At 58.4% G+C, this 20,946-nt stretch carries 23 protein-coding genes; 4 read left to right on the plus strand and 19 right to left on the minus strand.

Translation table 11 applies throughout. The features are described 5' to 3' along the window. Window positions 1-7: 7 nt before the first annotated feature. From RFER_RS19185 to RFER_RS19210, 6 genes are all read right to left on the minus strand, one after another. Window positions 8-1,702, minus strand: coding sequence for an AMP-binding protein (locus RFER_RS19185; protein WP_011466038.1), 1,695 nt, complete (start codon window positions 1,700-1,702; stop codon window positions 8-10). 242 nt (window positions 1,703-1,944) lie between these two features. Beyond that, window positions 1,945-2,808: an orotidine-5'-phosphate decarboxylase gene (gene pyrF / locus RFER_RS19190; RefSeq protein ID WP_011466039.1), complete on the minus strand. Its 864-nt coding sequence runs from the start codon at window positions 2,806-2,808 to the stop codon at window positions 1,945-1,947. A 119-nt stretch (window positions 2,809-2,927) separates the two neighbouring features. Next, on the minus strand, window positions 2,928-5,096 hold the full coding sequence (locus RFER_RS19195; protein ID WP_011466040.1) for a 3'-5' exonuclease: 2,169 nt from the start codon (window positions 5,094-5,096) through the stop codon (window positions 2,928-2,930). After that, the gene (locus tag RFER_RS19200) at window positions 5,093-5,467 is read right to left on the minus strand and encodes a response regulator transcription factor (RefSeq protein WP_011466041.1); all 375 of its coding nucleotides are present in this window, start codon (window positions 5,465-5,467) and stop codon (window positions 5,093-5,095) included. The genes RFER_RS19195 and RFER_RS19200 overlap by 4 nt, the downstream gene beginning before the upstream one ends. Continuing rightward, window positions 5,464-8,226, minus strand: a complete 2,763-nt coding sequence (locus RFER_RS19205) for a sensor histidine kinase (protein ID WP_011466042.1) — start codon at window positions 8,224-8,226, stop codon at window positions 5,464-5,466. Before RFER_RS19205 ends, RFER_RS19200 begins: the two co-directional genes overlap by 4 nt. 2 nt (window positions 8,227-8,228) lie before the next feature. Further along, window positions 8,229-8,441, minus strand: a complete 213-nt coding sequence (locus tag RFER_RS19210) for a hypothetical protein (protein WP_011466043.1) — start codon at window positions 8,439-8,441, stop codon at window positions 8,229-8,231. 296 nt (window positions 8,442-8,737) lie between these two features. Between RFER_RS19210 and RFER_RS19215 the strand changes: the two genes are divergently transcribed. The 4 genes from RFER_RS19215 to RFER_RS19230 all read left to right on the plus strand — a co-directional run bounded on the left by RFER_RS19215 (window position 8,738) and on the right by RFER_RS19230 (window position 13,505). Beyond that, window positions 8,738-9,046, plus strand: coding sequence for a DUF485 domain-containing protein (locus RFER_RS19215; RefSeq protein WP_011466044.1), 309 nt, complete (start codon window positions 8,738-8,740; stop codon window positions 9,044-9,046). Then, window positions 9,043-10,734 carry a cation acetate symporter gene (locus RFER_RS19220; protein WP_011466045.1) on the plus strand — a complete coding sequence of 564 codons (1,692 nt, stop codon included), beginning with the start codon at window positions 9,043-9,045 and terminating at the stop codon, window positions 10,732-10,734. The genes RFER_RS19215 and RFER_RS19220 overlap by 4 nt, the downstream gene beginning before the upstream one ends. A gap of 405 nt (window positions 10,735-11,139) precedes the next feature. Beyond that, window positions 11,140-12,951 (plus strand): putative nucleotidyltransferase substrate binding domain-containing protein, encoded by a 1,812-nt coding sequence (locus tag RFER_RS19225; RefSeq protein ID WP_011466046.1) that lies wholly within the window; start codon window positions 11,140-11,142, stop codon window positions 12,949-12,951. 65 nt (window positions 12,952-13,016) lie between these two features. Then, window positions 13,017-13,505 carry a GNAT family N-acetyltransferase gene (locus RFER_RS19230; protein WP_011466047.1) on the plus strand — a complete coding sequence of 163 codons (489 nt, stop codon included), beginning with the start codon at window positions 13,017-13,019 and terminating at the stop codon, window positions 13,503-13,505. A gap of 48 nt (window positions 13,506-13,553) precedes the next feature. On the opposite strand, the gene RFER_RS19235 is transcribed toward RFER_RS19230, so the two are convergent. The 13 genes from RFER_RS19235 to tuf all read right to left on the minus strand — a co-directional run bounded on the left by RFER_RS19235 (window position 13,554) and on the right by tuf (window position 20,826). Next, window positions 13,554-14,060: a peroxiredoxin gene (locus RFER_RS19235; RefSeq protein WP_041790993.1), complete on the minus strand. Its 507-nt coding sequence runs from the start codon at window positions 14,058-14,060 to the stop codon at window positions 13,554-13,556. Window positions 14,061-14,193: 133 nt separating this feature from the next. Beyond that, window positions 14,194-14,463 carry a 30S ribosomal protein S17 gene (gene rpsQ / locus RFER_RS19240; protein ID WP_011466049.1) on the minus strand — a complete coding sequence of 90 codons (270 nt, stop codon included), beginning with the start codon at window positions 14,461-14,463 and terminating at the stop codon, window positions 14,194-14,196. 10 nt (window positions 14,464-14,473) lie between these two features. Beyond that, the gene (gene rpmC, locus RFER_RS19245; protein WP_011466050.1) at window positions 14,474-14,680 is read right to left on the minus strand and encodes a 50S ribosomal protein L29; all 207 of its coding nucleotides are present in this window, start codon (window positions 14,678-14,680) and stop codon (window positions 14,474-14,476) included. A 15-nt stretch (window positions 14,681-14,695) separates the two neighbouring features. After that, complete coding sequence (rplP, locus tag RFER_RS19250) at window positions 14,696-15,112, minus strand: 50S ribosomal protein L16 (RefSeq protein WP_011466051.1); 417 nt, start codon at window positions 15,110-15,112, stop codon at window positions 14,696-14,698. Window positions 15,113-15,114: 2 nt separating this feature from the next. Further along, complete coding sequence (rpsC, locus tag RFER_RS19255) at window positions 15,115-16,011, minus strand: 30S ribosomal protein S3 (protein ID WP_011466052.1); 897 nt, start codon at window positions 16,009-16,011, stop codon at window positions 15,115-15,117. Between the two features lie 16 nt (window positions 16,012-16,027). After that, a complete protein-coding gene (rplV, locus tag RFER_RS19260; RefSeq protein WP_011466053.1) occupies window positions 16,028-16,357 on the minus strand; it encodes a 50S ribosomal protein L22 in 330 nt (109 codons plus the stop codon). A gap of 10 nt (window positions 16,358-16,367) precedes the next feature. Further along, the gene (gene rpsS, locus RFER_RS19265) at window positions 16,368-16,646 is read right to left on the minus strand and encodes a 30S ribosomal protein S19 (RefSeq protein WP_011466054.1); all 279 of its coding nucleotides are present in this window, start codon (window positions 16,644-16,646) and stop codon (window positions 16,368-16,370) included. 11 nt (window positions 16,647-16,657) lie between these two features. Beyond that, a complete protein-coding gene (gene rplB / locus RFER_RS19270; protein ID WP_011466055.1) occupies window positions 16,658-17,482 on the minus strand; it encodes a 50S ribosomal protein L2 in 825 nt (274 codons plus the stop codon). 2 nt (window positions 17,483-17,484) lie between these two features. Next, complete coding sequence (gene rplW / locus RFER_RS19275; protein ID WP_011466056.1) at window positions 17,485-17,811, minus strand: 50S ribosomal protein L23; 327 nt, start codon at window positions 17,809-17,811, stop codon at window positions 17,485-17,487. Next, complete coding sequence (rplD, locus tag RFER_RS19280; RefSeq protein ID WP_011466057.1) at window positions 17,808-18,428, minus strand: 50S ribosomal protein L4; 621 nt, start codon at window positions 18,426-18,428, stop codon at window positions 17,808-17,810. The genes rplW and rplD overlap by 4 nt, the downstream gene beginning before the upstream one ends. Further along, the gene (gene rplC, locus RFER_RS19285) at window positions 18,428-19,114 is read right to left on the minus strand and encodes a 50S ribosomal protein L3 (protein ID WP_011466058.1); all 687 of its coding nucleotides are present in this window, start codon (window positions 19,112-19,114) and stop codon (window positions 18,428-18,430) included. The genes rplD and rplC overlap by 1 nt, the downstream gene beginning before the upstream one ends. 198 nt (window positions 19,115-19,312) lie before the next feature. Further along, complete coding sequence (rpsJ, locus tag RFER_RS19290) at window positions 19,313-19,627, minus strand: 30S ribosomal protein S10 (protein WP_011466059.1); 315 nt, start codon at window positions 19,625-19,627, stop codon at window positions 19,313-19,315. An 8-nt stretch (window positions 19,628-19,635) separates the two neighbouring features. Next, a complete protein-coding gene (gene tuf, locus RFER_RS19295; protein WP_011466060.1) occupies window positions 19,636-20,826 on the minus strand; it encodes an elongation factor Tu in 1,191 nt (396 codons plus the stop codon). Window positions 20,827-20,946: the final 120 nt, after the last annotated feature.

A 20,946-nucleotide genomic window follows, 5' to 3' on the forward strand; every position in this document is an offset into this window, starting at 1 on the left:
GGCGCCCTCAGGGGGGCGTCGGCACTGGCAACTCAGGCAGTGCGCGCAACTGCCGCCGCAAAATCTTGCCCAGGTTGGTCTTGGGCAGCGGCTCGGTGCGGAACTCGATGATCTTGGGCACCTTGTAGTCGGTCAGGTGCTGGCGGCAATGGGCCAGCAGGTCTTGCTCGGTCAGGGCCGGATCGCTCCTGACCACAATGATCTTGACCACCTCGCCGGATCTCTCGTCGGGCGCGCCAATGGCTGCCACCTCGGCCACGCCCGGATGCAGCGCCACGGCGTCCTCAATCTGGTTCGGAAACACCTTGAAGCCGGACACGATGATCATGTCCTTCTTTCGGTCGGTGATCTTGAAGTAGCCGCGCTCGTCCATGAAGCCCATGTCGCCGGTGCGCAGCCAGCCCTCCGCGGTGAACACCTTGGCGGTCTCGTCAGGGCGGTTCCAGTAGCCCGTCATCACCTGCGGGCCGCGGATGCCGATTTCGCCCACCTCGCCGAGCGCCAACTCGCGTCCGTCGTCGTCCAGCACGGCGGCCTCGGTCGACGGAAATGGCATGCCGATGGTGCCCGTCCAGTCGACGATGTTGAGCGGATTGGCCGTCACGCCGGGCGAGGTTTCTGTCAGACCGTAGGCTTCAATGATGGGCTTGCCCGTGGCCTTCTTCCAGCGTTCGGCCACCACACGTTGCACCGCCATGCCGCCGGCAATGACAACCTTGAGGCTGCGGGTGTCCACCTCGGCAAATTCAGGCGTATCGAGCAGCGCCCGGTACAGCGTATTCACGCCGACGATGGCCGTGAAAGGGTATTTCTTGAGATCATGGATGAACGCGGGCAGGTCCCGCGGGTTGGTGATCAGGATGCTGTGCGCGCCGATCTTCATGAACACCAGGCTCGAACTCAGGGCGAAGACGTGGTACAGCGGCAACGGACAGACGAACAGCTCCCGACCGTCGAGCAGGTCATGCGCAATCCATGCGCCCAGCTGCTGCAGGTTCGCCGTCAGGTTGCCGTGTGTCAACACAGCGCCCTTGGCGACGCCGGTGGTGCCGCCGGTGTACTGTAGAAAAGCGATGTCGTCATGGCCCAGGGGCACATGGCGCAGGGTCAAGTCACGGCCCGCGCGCAGGGCGGCATTGAATTCGATGACACCGTCAATATGCCACTCGGGCACCATTTTTTTCACATACTTGACCACCACGTTGGTGAGCACTTCCTTGAGGACCGGGAACATGTCGCCAACTTCGGTGCTCAGGACGTTGAGCTTCAGCGCCGGGTTCCTGTTCAGCACTTCCTGCAAGGTATGGGCAAAGTTTTCCAGCACCACGATGGCGACCGCGCCGGAATCCTTGAGCTGGTGCTCCAGTTCGGGCACGGTGTACTGCGGGTTCACGTTCACCACCACCAGCCCGGCGCGCAGCACGCCAAACAGTGCCACCGGATACTGCAACAGGTTGGGCATCATGACCGCGACCCGCTCCCCCTTGTTGAGACCCAGCGTGTTTTGCAGGTAGGCGGCAAAGTCGCGGCTGTGCTGATCGAGTTCGGCATAGGTCATTGACGCACCCATGTTGCTGTATGCCGGCAGTTCGGCAAAGCGCTCGCAACTGCGCCGCAGCACATCCCGCAGCGAGGCGAACTCATGCACATCCACCTCAGCCGCTATCCCGGGCGGGTAATTCTTTAACCAGATTTTGTCCATGGCGACATCTCCGTTCAAATGTATTGAGCCGCCAGCTCCGCCGACGTGCCTGGTCGGGGTCGTGCACGCGCAAGCCGCAGAACGAACCAGGCTCAGTGGCCTGATTGATCAAGTCTAGGAAAGAGTTGCTCTACCCATTTGATATTTCTCAATGCCGCCCCTGCGCCGGGCAGACGGACGCTGACCAGCGCAAAGGCAGCCAGCGGCAAACGGGGACAGCCGCTCGGCTCGGCGCGTCCAGACTAGGCCGGTTGCCTGGCCGCCTGCAGCAGGTCGCGCGTTGCCAGCGCCTCCCGGCGCGCGGCCTGCGCAAAATCGGCGCCCGAGGAGGCGTAAAGGATGGCGCGCGACGAGTTGACGATGATGGGCGCCAGCGTGTCGAGTGCCTCGCCAGACGTACCGGGGGCAGCGCGCCAGGCGGCCCTGACCGTGGCCGCGCAATCACCGCCCTGCGCACCAACGCCGGGGATGAGCAGCGGCAGCGTTGGTGCCAGCGCACGGACGCGCTCAAGTTCTGCCGGATAGGTGGCACCGACCACCAAGCCGAGTTGGCCATTGAGGTTCCAAGGCCCTTGTGCCAGCCGCGCAATGTGCTCGTACAGCAAAGGTGTGCCTTCGACGCTGGCGAGCCGCTGTGACTGCAGGTCGTCACCGCCGGGATTGGACGTGCGACACAACAAAAATGCGCCTTTACCGTGGTACCGGAGGTAGGGCTGCAGCGAGTCGAAGCCCATAAAAGGCGAGAGCGTGACCGCGTCTGCGCCATAGCGCTCAAACGCTTCTTTGGCATATTGCTCGGCGGTGCTGCCGATGTCGCCGCGCTTGGCATCCAGAATGACCGGCACATGCGGCGCCGCGCGACGCATGTGGGCGATCAAGCGCTCCAATTGGGGTTCGGCCCGGTGCGCCGCAAAATAGGCAATTTGCGGCTTGAAAGCCATCACCAAATCGGCCGTGGCGTCCACAATGGCGGCGCAAAAGTCGTAGATCTTGCTGACGTCGCCACTGTAATGGGCCGGAAAACGGGTCGGTTCGGGGTCCAGCCCGACGCACAGCATCGAACCGTTTTGGCGCTCGGCGGCGCGCAGCATGTCAAGAAAGGTCATACGCGTATTGTATGAAGCGCCGCCCTTGGTTAACACCCTTGCCAGGCGACGCGTGTGGGGACAACTCGATCTGGCGAGCCGCAAGGCGCTGGCGGGCCGCCTGGGACGCGCGCAGGATGTCAATACTTGAGACGCGCGTAATAGGTTTTTTGCGCTGCCTCGCGCGCCTGGCGCAGGGTGTAGATGCCCATGGCATTGAGCAGGGGGATCAAGCGCAACCACACCTCGGCGGTCACCATGGCATCGCCTAAAGCAGTGTGCCGACCCAATACCGTGATGTTGAAACGCTCGGCGATGGCCTCCAGGCGGTGCGACTCCTGATTGGGGTGCACCACCGCCGACAGCAACAGGGTGTCGAGCACCGGCTGGTGAAAAGCCAGCCCGGTCGCGGCTTCCTTGAGCTGCAAAAACTTCATGTCGAAGGCCGCATTGTGAGCCACCAGCACCGTATCCTGGGCAAAGGCGTGAAAGGCCGGCAGCACCTCACCAATGCGCGGCTGGCCTATCACCCGGTCCTGCGTAATGCCGTGAATCTGAACGGAGGCGGCGGAGATCAGCCGGTCCGGGTTCACCAACTGCTCAAAACTCTCCTGGCGCAGTATTTTTTTGTTGACGATGCGGGCCGCACCAATCTGGATGATTTCGTCGCCCTCGGCCGGATTGAGGCCGGTGGTTTCGGTGTCGAACACCGTATACGACAAATCCGACAGTGCCCGTTCATCGAGCGCGCGGCCCTCCTCAGTCACCTGAAACAGGTCGAAGTCGAAGTACTCGGGTCGACTCTCGATTTGCATCACCTGCATCGCCTCCAACTGCTCCTGTGCACTGGCCACGGGCAGCAGGAAACGGAAGAAAGCTTCGTGGCGAATACGCTCGCGCTCAAACCACATCTCGCCGCCATGGCGCTCCACCACATCGCGCACCGTCAACGGCGTGCTTTCGGTGCCAAAACGCATGGCATCCATCTCCCAGGTCATCACCGTCTCGGTACTCATGGCATGGCCAGTCCAGATCAGGTCCAGCTGGGCGCGCTCGCCCACAGCCTGCAGCCGCAGTCGCAGGAACTTGACCTCGAATTCTTCGACCAATCGGCTCGCCAGGTAGGTCAGCGCCTGCAGCAGCGTGAAGCTCTCCACCTTGAGCCACAGGCTCTCGTCCAGAGTGTCCAAAGTTACCGGGCGTTGGCAATAATTTCCAATCTGCCGCTGCGCTGCGGTCATCAGATCAGTGCCCAGCATTTCTTCCAACGGCCAGCGGGTCTTGAGACCCAGCGTGGAATGCTGCACCAAGTCGGTAATGCGCGCGCTCATGGCCACCAGCTCTTCACGCAGCACGCCCATAAAACGTTCGTGCATGGCGGGCTCCAGATCGGGATAACCCAGCATATCCAGCGCCGCCTGCATGTTGGCCAGGGAGGAGCGACTGCCCTCGGTGAGGCCGTGCAGCAGTTGATCACGCAGCGACTCTTGCTCAAAGTTGCGCGTAATGTTATCAAGCACCAGCACAAAGCCAGTGAAGGCATCCACGTTGCTGGCATCGATCTCGCCCGGACGTACCGGGGCCATTTGTACACGCAACAACTGGCCCGAAGGGGTGGTGGTGACAAACTGGGTGGACGGGCTGGCCGCGCCGCGCACCAGGCGTCGGTGGATATTTTCCAAGGCATGGACCACCAGCTGGCGATCAAAAACAGCGTAAATGGAACGGCCGATGCCGATTGACCCGGCGCCATCCGCCAGACCACGGGCCTGGGAAAATTGTGGCAACTGGAGTCGCGCCCGGTTGTTGTAGAGCAGGATGCGCCCATCCAGGTTGCACACCACCACGCTTTGGGTCAGCTCGGCCATCAGGGCGGCAAGGCGATTTTTTTCCTGTTTCACACTCAAACTGGCCTGCGCCACCTGCTGCGTCATGTCCGCGCGCAAGTGATCGCGCTGGGCCGCCAACTCATTGATGGCTAGCGCCAGCGCCCGGGTTTCGGTAGTCCCGTTTGGGCGCAAGGACTGCGGCTCAGTGGCCGTCAACAGCACACGGGTCGCTTCCAACAGCCGCGCCGGAGCACTGACGTAGCGACGATAGAGCAGGCGTAGCAGTGATGCCACCAGCAGTAAAGCCACCCCCCAGCTCATGCCCAGCAGCGCCAGGCGGGGGGCCAGCAACGCGCCCATGGATTCCCGCTGTGACGGCTCCAGCGTGGACCAAACCAGCGCCAGCGTAAGAACCAACCAAAGAGCCAGACCCAAACCCACGGCGGCAGTCGCCAGCAGCAGACGGCGATTGATCTTCATGGCGACTCACGCAGCAGCTCGGCGACCTTCAGCACCAGTTCCCGGGTTGAAAAAGGCTTGGTGATATAGGCGTCAGCACCCAGCGCCAGCCCCTTGGCAACATCGGTATCGCGCCCCTTGGCGGTGAGCATCAGTATCTTTATCGCTTGCAGGTCGTCGCTGGCGCGCAGCGCCTGGCAAACCTCAAAACCGGTCTTTTTAGGCATCATCACGTCCAGCAGCACCAGGTCGGGCTTTTCGCGTGCAATGGCCTCCAGCGCTTCCTGGCCATCGCGTGCGATCAGCACCGTGTAGCCCTCGCGTTTCAGCAGGTACTCCAGTGAAATCACGATGTTGGGTTCATCATCGGCTACCAATATTTTTTGACTCATGCTGTGTCTCCTGTTGCACTTGCGTCTGGTGCGCAACTTGTATTATTTCTCGGCAGGTGAAACAGAAAGCGGGCGCCCTGCTGCAATCCAGACTCAAGCCACAACCGCCCACCGAAGTGTTCCACAATCTGACGACTGATTGGCAAGCCCAGTCCAGTGCCCTGGGGCCGGTTGGCGGCATCGCCACCTTGGCGGAACCGGTCAAAAATCAACGCCTGCTGCTCGGCTGCTACCCCAGGGCCGTTGTCGCTGACTGCCACTGTCACCCCGCTATCGTCACTGCTCAGGCTTACACGAACCCGACCGCCCGGCAACGGCACAAACTTGGCGGCATTGGACAGCAGATTGAGCATGACCTGCATCAGGCGATCCGGGTCCGCCATCAGCGTCGGCACCTGCTCCGGCAGCGCCACCTCAACTGCAATCTGACGTTCGCGAAACAATTCGGCCGTGGTGCTCACGGCCTGGCTCACCAGCGCACGCATGTCGACCTCGGCGGTGTGCCACTCGGCATGACCGGATTCAATCTTGGCCATGTCGAGCACCTGATTGACCAGGCGCGACAGGCGCTCGGTCTCGCTGACAATGATCTCGATAAACTGGCGCCGCTGCGCCAGGGCAATTCTGGGATCATCGCGCAGCAATTCGGCCAATGCCCGGATTGACGTCAGAGGCGTGCGCAACTCGTGCGTGACCGAGGACATGAAGTCGTCCTTGAGCCGGTCCAGGCTCTTAAGCTGTTCATTGGCCTGGCGCAGTTCGGCGGTGGCGCGCTCCAATGAATCGGATTTTTCTTCCAGTTCACGTGAATGCGCCCGCAACTGCGACGCTTCGTCCAGAATGCGCAACACGTCCTCCGGTGTGAGCGGTTCTTCTTCCACCACGGAGGCCACCAAGACCCGCGCCGACGCGCTCCCCACGGCGCCCGCCAACTGGGTTTCGACAAACTGCACCAACCGGGCATCGGCCCGGATGGTGTCCATCTGGCGCGCCTCCACCGGGCCAGCGTAAGACCTGAACAGTGCGCGCGCTTTCTGGACCCCCATAAAACGCTCACACAGACGCAACAGATCGGGCACCCTGGCCTGACCGCGCCAAAACACCGGACTTGACGAGGCGGTGCGCCGGAACACGTCCACAAACAGCAGCGCCTGGCTAGCCTCGGGGCCGGACGGCGCGCGCCAAAGCGACAGACCCACATAGGCAGCCACGTTGACCAACAAACTCCAGAACAACGAGTGCGTCAGGTTATCCAGGCCCTGCATGCCCATGAGTCGTTCAGGGAGCAGCAAGGCCAGGCCGCCCAGTCCCTTGTACAGAAATTCATCCCCCAGCCACCCCGACTTGGCAATCGACGGCAGCATCAGCGTGTACGCCCACATCAAGAAACCGGCCAGCAAACCCGCCACCGCGCCGCGTCGGGTGCCACCCTTCCAGTACATACCACCCAGCACGGACGGCGCAAACTGCGCGACGGCCGCAAAGCTGATGAGTCCGATACTGACCAGCGCATAGGCTTCGCCGGCCAGATGAAAGTACACATAACCCAGCACCAACACACCCAGAATAGCGAGTCGGCGAATGCCCAGCAGGATCCGGGTCAGATCGCGCCCGGCGTCGCGCCGGAAGTGGCGCGTGCGCAGCAACAGCGGCATCACCAGTTCGTTGCAGACCATGGTGGAAACAGCAATCGTCTCCACAATCACCATGCCGGTGGCCGCCGACAACCCGCCGATAAAGGCAAACAGCGCCAGCGCGTTCTGACCCGCCGCCAGCGGCAACGAGAGCACAAAAGTCTCGGCATTCATTTGCCCGGGGCCGAAGTACAACAGCCCACCCAGCGCAATCGGCAGCACAAACAGGTTGATGGCCAACATGTACAGTGGAAAGACCCAAACTGCGCGCCGCAAGTGGCTCTCGCGCACATTCTCCACCACCATCACCTGAAACTGGCGCGGCAAAAACATCAGGGACAGCATCGACAACAGCGTCAGCGCAAACCATTGCGTCCAGGCGAAACTGCCCCCCTGCTCCAGCCGCAGCAGGCCGGCCAGCGCCGGCACTGCCTGGACCCGGGCAAACAGGTCCGTCAGCCCGTCAAACAGGCCGTACACCACGAACAGGCCCACGGCCAGAAACGCCACCAGCTTGACGACCGACTCAAAGGCAATCGCCGCCACCATGCCCTCGTGCCGCTCGGTCGAGTCCAGATGACGCGCACCAAATACCATGGTGAAACCGGCGAGTGCCAGCGCCATGTAAAAAGTGCTGTCCTGACCCCAGTGCGGCTGGGCGGCGAAATCGGCACCTTGCGGCGTTGTTAGCAGGGCATAGCCGGCCGACACGGCCTTGAGTTGCAACGCAATATAGGGAACGATGCCGACCACGGCGATCAGCGTCACCAAACCGGCCAGCAGCGGACTCTTGCCATAACGGCTGCCAATAAAGTCGGCAATCGACGTAAGACGATACGCGTGCGCGATGCGGATCATCTTGCGCAACACCACCCAGCCCAACACCATGCCGAGCGTGGGCCCGAGATAAATGGGCAAAAACCACACGCCCCCGGAAGCCGCCCGTCCGACGCTGCCAAAGTAGGTCCACGCTGTGCAATACACCGCCATCGACAACGCATAGGTCCAGGGGTTGGCAATGATGGAGCGGCCCTGGGCAGCGCGCCAGTCACCCAGATAGGCCACCGCAAAGAGCAGCAGCAGGTAAGCAAAGGAGGCGCCGCCGACGACGACAGGTGAAAGCATGGCTAGTCGTCCTGCGGCGCCTGCTGCGACCGCTCCATGAGCCAGGCCACGGCGGCAATCAGCAGCCCCCAGAGAATGAACAGAGCCGCAGGAAACAGCGGGACACCCAGCACGGTCGCATCAACATCCCACAGGCCCAGCAAGGGAAAATTAAACAGCAACCAGCCGCCAACAAACAAGGCAACCAGACGCTGCACGCCAATCTCTTTGAACACGGCTGTCTCCTGGGCATGGGTTCTGCGTCGGTTGCGCCAACCCTGTGGTTGGCATTTTCCTCCTCGCACTTACCTTGGTCTTACGCGCAGGCAGCAATACGATCGCAATTGCGGGTTTTCCCTTGGTAAATAGCGGCACTTATGTGACGAAATGACAGTCCGATGTAAGTTTCAAAAACAAGACTGGGCGTGTACCTCAAACGGTGTTGCACCTTGAGTTTCAACTTGCAGAGGATAAAGACAATCCCCCTTCTTGAATTTGCAAGTTTTTTACATTACCAACGAAGGAGACATTCATGCAAGAAGACTGGATACAACGGGTTGTGAGCAACCCAAAATATCAGGAGCTTAAATCCAAGAGATCCAGTTTCGGCTGGTGGCTGACACTGTCCATGATGGTCGTGTACTACGGCTTCATCTTGTTGGTGGCCTATAACAAACCCCTGCTCGCCACCAAGCTCGGCGCCGGCATCATCACCCTGGGTATGCCCCTGGGCATTGGCGTGCTGGTGTTCACCATCATCATCACCAACATCTACGTGCGTCGCGCCAATACCGAGTTCGACGACTTGACACAACAAATTGTGAAAGGAGCCCTGAAATGACGCGTCTATCGCAATTTAAAGGCGCGATCGCGCTGTTCTCACTGCTGGCACTTTCCGCCGGAGCTTATGCGGCCGGAGCCGATCTGGGTCAAGCGGTCAAGCAGACCACCAACTGGACCGCGATCGGCATGTTTGCCACCTTCGTTATTCTGACACTGGGCATCACCAAATGGGCGGCCTCCCGCACCAAGAGCGCGTCTGACTTCTATACCGCCGGCGGTGGCATTACCGGCTTTCAAAACGGACTGGCGATTGCGGGCGACTACATGTCGGCCGCTTCGTTTCTGGGTATTTCGGGGCTGGTGTTTGCCAACGGCTTTGACGGCCTGATCTTCTCCATCGGCTGGCTGGTCGGCTGGCCGATCATCACTTTCCTGATGGCCGAGCGCTTACGCAACTTGGGCAAATTTACTTTTGCTGACGTGGCCGGTTATCGCTTCAGTCAAACGCCGATCCGCATCTTCGCTGCCTGCGGCTCGCTGGTGGTCGTGGCCTTTTACATGATCGCCCAGATGGTCGGCGCTGGCCAACTCATCAAGTTGCTATTTGGACTGGAATACCTGTACGCTGAAATCCTGGTGGGCTCGATCATGATGATGTACGTGCTGTTTGGCGGTATGACCGCCACCACCTGGGTGCAAATCATCAAGGCCTGCATGCTGCTCGGTGGTGCCACCTTCATGGCGTTCTCGGTGTTGCTTCAATTTGGCTTCTCGCCTGAAATGATGTTTGAGAAAGCAATTGAAGTGCACTCAAAGAAAGACGCCATCATGGCCCCGGGTGGTCTGATCAAGGACCCAATCTCGGCGATTTCGGTCGGCATGGCGTTGATGTTCGGCACCGCTGGCTTGCCCCACATCCTGATGCGCTTCTTTACGGTACCTAGCGCCAAAGAAGCACGCAAGTCAGTCGGCTGGGCAACCACCTGGATCGGTTATTTCTACATCCTGACCTTCATCATCGGCTTTGGCGCTATCACCAACCTGATTCCCAACCCGATGGACTACTTTGTTGGTGGTGACATCAGCAAAGGTCTGAACGGCGGCGGCAACATGGCGGCAGTGCATCTGTCCAAGGCAGTCGGCGGCAACGTGTTCATGGGCTTTATCTCGGCCGTGGCATTTGCCACCATTCTGGCCGTGGTCGCTGGCCTGACGCTATCGGGTGCCTCGGCGGTTTCGCACGACCTGTACGCGTCGGTCTGGAGAAAAGGTCGGGTTGACCAGGCAGATGAGTTGCGGGTCTCCAAAATCACCACCGTGGCGTTGGGCATCATCGCCGTCACGCTGGGCATCGCGTTTGAAAAAGAAAACGTGGCCTACATGGTGATGCTGGCGTTCGTGATTGCGGCCTCGGCTAACTTCCCAGTGCTGTTCATGTCGGTTCTGTGGAAAGACTGCACCACCAAAGGGGCAGTGGCCGGCGGTTTTGTCGGTCTGATCATGGCTGTGGTGTTGACGATTCTCTCGCCCAGTGTCTGGGTGGCCGTCATGCACCATCCAGCGGGCTCGGCCTGGTTCCCGTATGACTCGGCGGCGATCTTCTCGATCCCGGCCGCGTTCTTGACCATCTGGCTGGTCTCTACGTTCGACCGCAGTGCACGTGCAGCTGTTGATCGGGCTGGCTATCCAGCGCAAGAGGTCCGATCTGAGACCGGCATCGGATCGGCGTCAGCGTCAGGCCATTGATACTGGCGTTCATCGGATGATTTTCAATTCATCCGATAACTTTTGAGGACTGCCGGCGCCAAGCTGGCAGTCCTTTTTTTCATTGAGCGTCAGGTGATGGGCGCTTCCCAAGCAAACCTAATTCGCTATTTAATCGATAGCACATGATGACCTATTGACGGGGGCTGCAGGCATAAATGACATTAATCCATGAAGGCGACGGGGTGGCCCGCGATGCCCGTGCGCAGCCACACGCCGATCAGGAGTCCACAGCGGTCGCAGATCAGGTACTGGACAAGCCTTGAGAACAGGCGACGATCGCTACTCAATCGCGTTCATCGGGCGACAGGGAAAATCGTCTGACGGCAGATTTCAAGGACTGCCTGCGTTAAGCTAACAGACTTTCCTTGTTTTTACAGGCCCCAAGTGTCAGACGATTTTCGCTTTACTGTGGCGCCCTTTGACGAACTCAGCGCCACCGAACAGGCTCTGGTGCGGGAGACCGCCACACGCGTTTGTCTGGCCGCGGGCGACACCTTGCTATCGCCGACCGCCGTGCCGCAGCACCTTTGGCTGTTGAGCATCGGCCACGTGCAACAAGACGAAGACGCCAGCAGCCTGGTGCTGGGTGCTGGCGAAACGCTGGGCTGGCGAGCGCTGCTGACCGGGCGCTGTCATGCCACGGCCACGGCGCTCGATGCCGTACAGGCGTGGCAATTGCCCAAGACGGCGATCCTTAGCTTGCTTGCCAGCAACGCGCGCTTTAGCGCCCGGGTCTTTGCCGGCATGTCGCGCCAACTGGTCGAGGAGGAGGATGTCAACCACAACCGCGAATTGCTTGCCCTGATGCTGGTAAGGGTGCGCGACATTCCCCTGCACCCTCCTTTTTACGTCGATGGCAGCTCCGATATGGTGTCGGTCTGCCGCCTGATGTCCGAGCATCAACGCACCAGCGCGCTTGTGCATGATGTCCTGGATGGCGTGCCGCGGTTGGGCTTCTTCACAACCACGGACCTGCGCGATGCCATGCTGCGGCCGCAACCGTTGGCAGTGCGCGAAGTGGCGCACTTTGCGCTGATTACACTGCCGCCGGAGGCCGAGTTGTTTGATGCGCTCTTGACCATGTTGCGCCATCGGGTGCACCGCATCCTGGTCAAGGACGGCGACGAGATTCTCGGCGTGCTCAGCCAACTCGACCTGATGGGCTTTGTCACCAACCACTCGCACCTGATTGCCCTGCAGGTCGATCAGGCCAGTAGCGCCGAAGAGCTCAAAGTGGCGGCGCAGCAGGTGGACGAGTCCGTTGGGCTGCTGGTGCGTGGAGGCGTGCGCATCGACATCGTTTCGCGCCTCGTCAGCGGTCTGAACGCCCAAATATTTGCCCGCCTTTGGTCGCTGGTCGCACCGGCCGAACTGATTCAAAACAGTGCGCTGCTGGTGATGGGCAGTGAAGGGCGGGGCGAGCAGATCTTGAAAACCGACCAGGACAACGCCTTGCTGCTGCGTGACGGCTACCACTGCGAGGGTCTGGCCGACATCGTGAACCGCTTCAGCACCGCACTGCTGACCTTTGGCTACCCCCCCTGCCCAGGCAACATCATGGTGACCAACCCGCTGTGGTGTCAGCCGCTGGCTGGCTTCAAGGAAATGATTGGCCATTGGTTGCTGGGTGGCAACCCGGAAGGTGCCATGAACCTGGCCATCTTCATTGACGCCCACACGGTATCGGGCGACGCCACACTGTTGGGTAACGCGCGCGCCTTTGCCTTGGATTTGGCCCAAGGCAGCGAGGTTTTCATTGCTCGACTGGCGGACGCCATCAATCAGTTCAGGGAGCCTGCCACGGGTTTCTTTGGCGTTTTGAGCCGGTTGCGTGGTGCGACGGCGCAGACCTTCGATCTCAAAAAACTCGGCACTTTCCCCATCGTCCACGGTGTGCGCGCGCTCGCCCTGGAGCACCGACTGGAGGCCCTGAGTACGGTTGACCGGCTGCATGATTTGGCCAGTCAACATGCCCTGACACCCGAAATGGCCCGTGATCTTGAGGAAACATTGCACTTGCTCATGACACTCAAGTTGCGTAACAACCTGCGTCAAATCGCACTCGGGCAGCCCGTCACCAACCTGGTCGTGCTCGCAGACTTGAGCACACTTGAGCGCCATCAGCTCGACGCTTCATTGGCCATCATCCGGCAATTTCGACTGCACCTGCAGCTACACTTTCGACTCAATGCATGAGCTGGCGAGGTGCGCGCTGAGGCGCCGCGACAACTTGTCGCCGCCATGATGCACAATCTTCAGCTGTGAAAATTCCATCGATCCAATTCATCGTGCCCAACACGTTGGAAGAACTCAACAAACTGCGTAGCATTTTGCGTGAATACGCAGATGCGTTGCAGATTGACTTGTGTTTTCAGGATTTCGAGGCTGAACTGGCCAAACTCCCAGGCGAATATGCCGCGCCACGTGGCGCTTTGCTCATGGCCATGGTAGATGGACAACTGGCTGGCTGCTGCGCGCTGCGGCCACTGGATACAGCAGACTACCCCAACGCTTGCGAGATGAAGCGCCTCTACGTTCGGCCAGGCTTCCGACGGACCGGCATCGGGCGCCAGTTGGTCGAGGCTATATTGGACTGTGCGCGTATGGCGGGCTATGCTTGCGTGCTACTTGACACCCTCGATGACATGGAAAGCGCACGCGCTTTGTACCAAGACCTGGGATTCGAAGAAATCGCGCCCTACTACCATAACCCGATTAAAGGGGCGCACTACCTGAAAGCCAATTTATAAAGCCCGCCACACATGTTGTATGGCAGGCTTGTCGATTCAGGCAAGCGTTCAGGCTTTTGCTTGCGCGAGCAGGGTGGCCGCGTCACTGACCTCAAATTTCCCGGGGGCTTCGATGTTGAGCGTGACAACTTTGCCATCTTTTACCAGCATGGAGTAACGGTTGCTGCGCAGTCCCATGCCTTTGCCGGTCAGGTCCAGCGTCAAGCCAGTCGCCTTGGCAAAAGCCGCGTCGCCATCGGCCAGCATGCGCACCTTGCCGTTGGTCTTCTGGTCGCGCGCCCAGGCACCCATGACAAAAGCATCATTGACGCTGACGCACCAGATTTCATCAACCCCGGCGGCTTTCAGCGCGTCGAAGTGCTGGATATAGCCAGGCACATGCTTAGCCGAACAAGTTGGCGTGAAGGCCCCCGGCAAAGCAAACAGGGCAATGGTCTTGCCCGCGCTGGCCTTCGCGACGTCCACGGGGTTGGGGCCGAGACTACAGCCGCCGCCCTCCACTTCCGAAAATTCCATCAAAGTGGTTGCGGGAAGTTGATCGCCTACTTTAATCATTGAATGGTCCTTAAATGATGGATTGAAATTTGTGAGACAGCGCATGAAGTCCGCCCCATAGAGAAATACAAATAGAAACGGCTCACATTGTGAGCCGTTTCTACGAACCTTGCAGTCTCAGGACTGCAAAGGCTTAAACCACAGCCGCCTTTTGAACCAGGCGGGTTGCCACCCAGTTCTTGGTTTTAGAAATGGGACGGCTTTCCGTGATCTCAATGATGTCACCCAGTTTGTACTCGCCCGTTTCGTCATGGGCGTGGTACTTGCTGGACTTACCAACGATCTTGCCATAGAGCTCGTGTTTGACACGACGCTCAATCAGCACAGTCACAGTCTTGGCACGCTTGTCGCTGACCACCTTGCCAACCAAGGTGCGCTTGAGGGATTTTTTAGCTTCCGTCATTTATCGCTCCTTATTTGGCGGATGTTTCAGCGCTTTGCTTCTCGACAAGAATGGTCTTGGCGCGAGCAATATCACGGCGCGTGGAGCGCAGCGTAGCGGTGTTGTTGAGTTGTTGCGTGGCTTTTTGCATGCGCAGGCCAAAGTGAGCTTTTTGCAACTCTTTGACTTCTGCTTGCAGACCGGCAACGTCTTTTTGGCGTAGTTCAGTAGTTTTCATATCATGTTCTCCTGATTACTGGCCAATCATGCGAGCCACAAAAGTGGTCCGCAAAGGCAGCTTGGCGGCTGCCAAACGAAACGCTTCACGAGCCAACTCTTCTGGTACGCCGACAATTTCAAAAACGATCTTACCCGGCTGGATTTCAGCCACGTAGTACTCAGGATTGCCTTTGCCGTTACCCATACGCACTTCAGCAGGCTTTTGGGAAATTGGCTTGTCAGGGAAGACTCGGATCCAGATACGGCCACCACGTTTGACGTGACGAGAAATCGCACGACGTGCGGCTTCAATCTGACGAGCTGTCAAACGACCGCGGTCAATACACTTCAGACCGAAATCACCAAACGCAACCGAGCTACCTCGAGTTGCGATACCGGTGTTACGGCCCTTTTGCTCTTTGCGATATTTGCGACGAGCGGGTTGCAACATAATTATTCTCCTTTGCCGTCAGCTGCTGCAGCTGGCGCGGCTACCTTGCGGACGCGCTGAACGGCGGGTTTCGGTGCGCCGGCCCCAGTGGCCTCCGCGGGTTTGTCGCTGCCATCGGACGGCGCTGTGTTGGCACCCATTGGGGGGCGCCGTGCAACACGGGGGGCCGGACGGTCTGCACCTGGACGAGCACCGCGATCATCGCGACGGGGACCGCGTGGACGGCGCTCTTCATCGGTACGGGCCTCAACAGCAGCAGGCAGATCATTACGCCCCAAGGTGTCACCCTTGTACACCCAGACCTTGACACCAATAATGCCGTAGGTTGTTTGCGCCTCAGAGGTGCCGTAATCAATATCGGCGCGCAGTGTATGAAGCGGCACGCGACCTTCGCGGTACCACTCGCAACGAGCGATTTCAATGCCATTGAGCCGGCCTGACGACATGATCTTGATGCCCAAGGCACCCAGACGCATCGCATTTTGCATGGCGCGCTTCATGGCACGGCGGAACATGATTCGCTTTTCAAGCTGCTGCGTAATGCTGTCGGCAATCAGTTTGGCATCAATTTCGGGCTTGCGCACCTCTTCGATGTTGACTGCAACCGGCACGCCGAGTTGACGCGACAACTCACGCTTCAAGTTCTCGATGTCTTCGCCTTTTTTACCGATCACAACGCCCGGACGAGCCGAGAAAATCGTGATACGGGCATTCTTGGCAGGACGCTCGATCAATACACGCGACACAGACGCGTTTTTCAGCTTGGCCTTCAGGTACTCGCGTACCTTGATGTCTTCAGCCAGCATGCCCGCGAAATCACGGTCATTGGCGTACCAGCGTGATGCCCAGTTGCGGCTGATCGACAAGCGAAAGCCGGTTGGGTGGATTTTTTGTCCCATATCTTCCTGGCCTCTTTCAGTTACCAACCGTCACGTACACATGGCACGTGGGTTTTCTGATTTGGTTGCCACGACCTTTTGCGCGGGCCGTGAAGCGCCTGAGCGATGCACCTTGCTCAACGAAGATGGTTTTCACCCTCAGTTCGTCGATGTCGGCACCATCATTGTGCTCAGCGTTGGCAATGGCGGACTCAAGAACCTTCTTGATGATCACGGCAGCTTTTTTCTGCGTGAACTGCAAAATGTTCAAGGCTTGATCCACCTTCTTGCCGCGGATCAGATCCGCGACCAAACGGCCTTTGTCGACCGATAAACGAACGCCACGAAGGGTTGCACGTGTTTCCATGGTCACCTCCTTATTTCTTTTGGACTTTTTTGTCCGCAGGATGGCCCTTGAAAGTCCGGGTGAGAGCAAACTCACCCAACTTGTGGCCAACCATTTGATCGGTGATATAGACCGGCACGTGCTGTTTGCCGTTGTGCACCGCAATGGTCAAGCCGATGAAATCGGGCAAAACCATTGAGCGACGCGACCAGGTCTTGATCGGCTTTTTGTCTTTGGTGGCAACCGCCTTATCGGCTTTTGCGACCAAGTGATGGTCAACAAACGGACCTTTTTTGAGAGAACGAGTCATTTACCTGCCCCTTACTTCTTGCGACGCGACACGATCATGACCTGCGTGCGCTTGTTGTTACGGGTACGGTAACCCTTGGTCAGATTACCCCAAGGATCGACTGGATGACGGCCTTCGCCGGTCTTGCCCTCGCCACCGCCATGCGGGTGATCCACCGGGTTCATAACCACACCACGGACGGTCGGACGGATGCCCTTCCAACGCTTGGCACCCGCTTTGCCGAGACGGCGCAGGCTGTGCTCTTCATTGGCGACTTGACCCAAGGTCGCGCGACATTCGATGTGAATCTTGCGAACTTCACCCGAACGCATACGCACCTGAGCGTAGATGCCCTCACGCGCCAGCAAGGTTGCGGAGGTGCCGGCAGAGCGCACGATTTGCGCGCCTTTGCCGATTTGCAACTCAATGCAATGCACGATGGAACCCACCGGAATATTGCGGATAGGCAGAGTATTGCCAACACGAATCGGAGCTTCTGCACCACTCATGATGGATGCACCGACCTCAAGACCACGCGGGGCAATGATGTAACGACGTTCGCCATCGGCATAGCAGACCAGCGCAATGTGCGCCGAACGATTCGGGTCATACTCGATGCGCTCGACCTTGGCCGGAATACCATCCTTGGTACGAAGGAAGTCAACCACACGGTAATGGTGTTTGTGACCACCGCCCTTGTGACGAGTAGTGATATGACCATTGTTGTTGCGACCGGCATGCTGGAACTGAGGCTCCAACAAAGGTGCAAAGGGTTCACCCTTGTACAAATGATCACGCGAAATCTTCACCACGCCACGACGGCCTGGGGAAGTTGGTTTCATTTTGATAACAGCCATGATTACGCAGCCTCCCCACCGAGGTTCAGCTCTTGCCCAGGCTTCAGCGTCACATAAGCCTTGCGAATATTATCGCGACGGCCAACAGACTTGCCAAAACGCTTGGTTTTGCCTTTAGTGTTCACCACAGAGACGCCTTTAACCTCAACCTTGAACATCAATTGCACAGCGGCCTTGATTTCATACTTGGTGGCGTCTTGCAGCACCTTGAAGGTCACCGCATTGCTCTTTTCCGCAATCATCGTTGCCTTTTCGGACACGATAGGTGCGACGAGCACTTGCATCAGACGGCCTTCGTCAAATGTAGTCAGATTTGGACCATGACTCATGCGAACATCTCCTGCAGTTTTTCCATCGCCGCCTTGGTGACAATCACCTTGCGGTAGTGAACCAGGGACACTGGATCAGCATAGCGTGGTTCCACAACCAAAACATTCACCAGATTCCGGGATGCCAGGTACAGGTTTTCATCAACCTCATCGGCAATCACCAAGACGGATTCCAGATTCATGGCCTTGAACTTGGCAGCCAAGGGCTTTGTCTTGGGCGAGTCCACTTTCATGGAATCAACCACAGCCAGGCGACCTTCGCGAGCCAACTGCGACAAGATGGACGCCATGCCAGCGCGATACATCTTTTTGTTGATTTTCTGTGTGAAATTTTCGTCCGGCATGTTCGGAAATATCCGACCGCCTCCACGCCACAACGGCGAAGAGGTCATACCAGCACGAGCGCGACCCGTACCCTTTTGCTTAAAAGGTTTCTTGGTTGAGTGCTTGACCTGCTCACGGTCTTTCTGAGCGCGTGTGCCTTGGCGGGCATTGGCCTGGAAAGCAACGACGATCTGGTGCACCAGATCTTCGTTGTAAGCGCGACCGAACACGGTTTCCGGCGCTTCATATTTTGCAGTAGCCAGACCTTGGTCATTCAGGAGTTCGAGCTGCATCAGTTCGCTCCTTTCACGTCAGTATTGTTGGCTTTGACCTTGACAGCAGGACGAACGGTTACAAAACCGCCGGCTGAGCCAGGAACAGCACCCTTAATCATCAGCAGTTGACGAGCTTCGTCAATGCGAATCACATCCAGGTTTTGGGTGGTGACCGTGTCATCTCCCAAGTGACCCGTCATGCGTTTGCCAGGAAACACGCGACCTGGATCCTGGGCCATACCAATGGAACCTGGCACATTGTGCGAACGGCTGTTACCGTGCGACGCGCGCTGCGACTTCATGTGGTGGCGCTTGATCGTGCCGGCAAAGCCTTTACCAATGGTAGTACCCTGCACATCGACCTTTTGGCCGACAGCAAACACAGCCGTCACAGGCACCGTTGCGCCTGCTTTGTACTGCGCAGCCACATCGGCGGTCAGGCGGAATTCGCGGATGATTTCACCTGCTTCAACACCTGCTTTTGCAAGGTGCCCAGCCGCAGGCTTGGTGACGCGCGAAGCTTTGCGCGCACCAAACGTCACCTGCAAGGCGACGTAGCCGTCATTCTCTTGGGTTTTGACCTGAGTCACACGGTTGTTAGAGACGTCTACCACCGTGACAGGGATTGAATCCCCCTCATCGGTGAATAGGCGCATCATGCCCACCTTGCGGCCCAGCAACCCTAGGGAGTTGCTCAGACTCATTTTTTTCTCCGTAACTCTCACCGCTGCAACTTCAATTGGCTACAGCGTTTTGCGTGAGAGACTGTTAATAAAACTGCGCTGTCATGCCTGGCATTTCCAACGCAGCCTAATAGTATATTCCGAACCCCGTCAGGTTGCAAGTTCAGTCAATACATGGTCCTTCAAGAACTTTCCAGTTACCGAAAAACCCTTTCAAACCTATTGCAGCTTGATCTCGACATCCACACCCGCAGGAAGATCAAGTTTCATCAACGCATCAACGGTTTTATCCGTCGGGTCAACGATATCCATCAGGCGCTGGTGCGTGCGGATTTCGAACTGGTCGCGACTGGTTTTGTTGACGTGCGGCGAACGCAGGATGTCAAAACGTTTAAAGCGCGTTGGCAAAGGCACCGGGCCTTTAACAATGGCGCCAGTGCGTTTGGCGGTATCTACAATCTCGGCGGCCGACTGGTCGATGAGTTTGTAATCAAAAGCCTTCAGACGAATACGGATTTTTTGTTTGGTAGCCATGGTAGTCCTTACGCGATAACTTTGGCAACCACACCGGCACCGACCGTCTTGCCACCTTCGCGGATGGCGAAACGCAAGCCTTCTTCCATGGCGATCGGGTTGATCAGCTTGACGATGATCGACACGTTGTCGCCCGGCATCACCATTTCTTTGCCTTCCGGCAACTCGATCGCACCGGTCACGTCCGTGGTACGGAAGTAGAACTGGGGACGGTAGTTGTTGAAAAACGGGGTATGGCGGCCACCTTCGTCTTTGGACAAGACATAGATCTCGCCCGTGAAGTGGGTGTGCGGTTTGATCGAACCGGGCTTGCACAGCACTTGGCCGCGCTGCACATCTTCACGCTTGGTGCCGCGCAGCAAGATGCCGACGTTGTCACCCGCTTGACCTTGGTCGAGCAGTTTGCGGAACATTTCGACGCCCGTGCAGGTGGTCTTTTGGGTGTCGTGGATGCCGACGATTTCGATTTCTTCGCCGACTTTGATGATGCCGCGTTCAACGCGGCCGGTCACCACGGTGCCACGACCGGAGATCGAGAACACGTCTTCGACGGGCATCAGGAAGGCGCCATCAATGGCACGTTCCGGCAGGGGAATGTAGCTGTCCAGCGCATCAGCGAGTTTCATGATGGCTTGTTCGCCCATGGGGCCTTTGTCGCCTTCCATGGCGAGCTTGGCCGAGCCATGGATGATGGGGGTGGTGTCGCCCGGGAACTCGTACTTGTCGAGCAGTTCACGCACTTCCATTTCAACGAGTTCGAGCAGTTCGGCGTCGTCGACCATGTCGCATTTGTTCAGGAACACGATGATGTAAGGCACGCCGACCTGGCGCGCCAGCAGGATGTGTTCGCGGGTTTGCGGCATGGGACCGTCAGCGGCGGACACGACCAGAATGGCGCCGTCCATTTGCGCCGCGCCGGTGATCATGTTCTTCACATAGTCAGCGTGGCCGGGGCAATCGACGTGGGCGTAATGGCGATTGGCGGTCTCGTACTCGACGTGGGCCGTGTTGATGGTGATGCCGCGCGCTTTCTCTTCGGGCGCTGCATCGATCTGGTCGTAGGCCTTGGCGGTGCCGCCAAATTTGGCCGCCAGCACGCTGGTGATGGCCGCTGTCAGGGTGGTCTTGCCGTGATCGACGTGGCCAATGGTGCCGACGTTGACGTGCGGCTTGCTACGCGAAAATTTTTCTTTTCCCATTTTCAAATCCTTAGAAGAGCAATACCCGTGAATTGGTTTAATGTTTGCAGTTCGTCACGGGTTCCCTAGCCACGGGCAGCTCGGGGTGCGAAATCGCAGACAGTTGTAAATCCAATCAGT

This window comes from Rhodoferax ferrireducens T118 (assembly GCF_000013605.1).
In the GTDB taxonomy this organism is placed as follows: Bacteria; Pseudomonadota; Gammaproteobacteria; order Burkholderiales; family Burkholderiaceae_C; genus Rhodoferax; species Rhodoferax ferrireducens.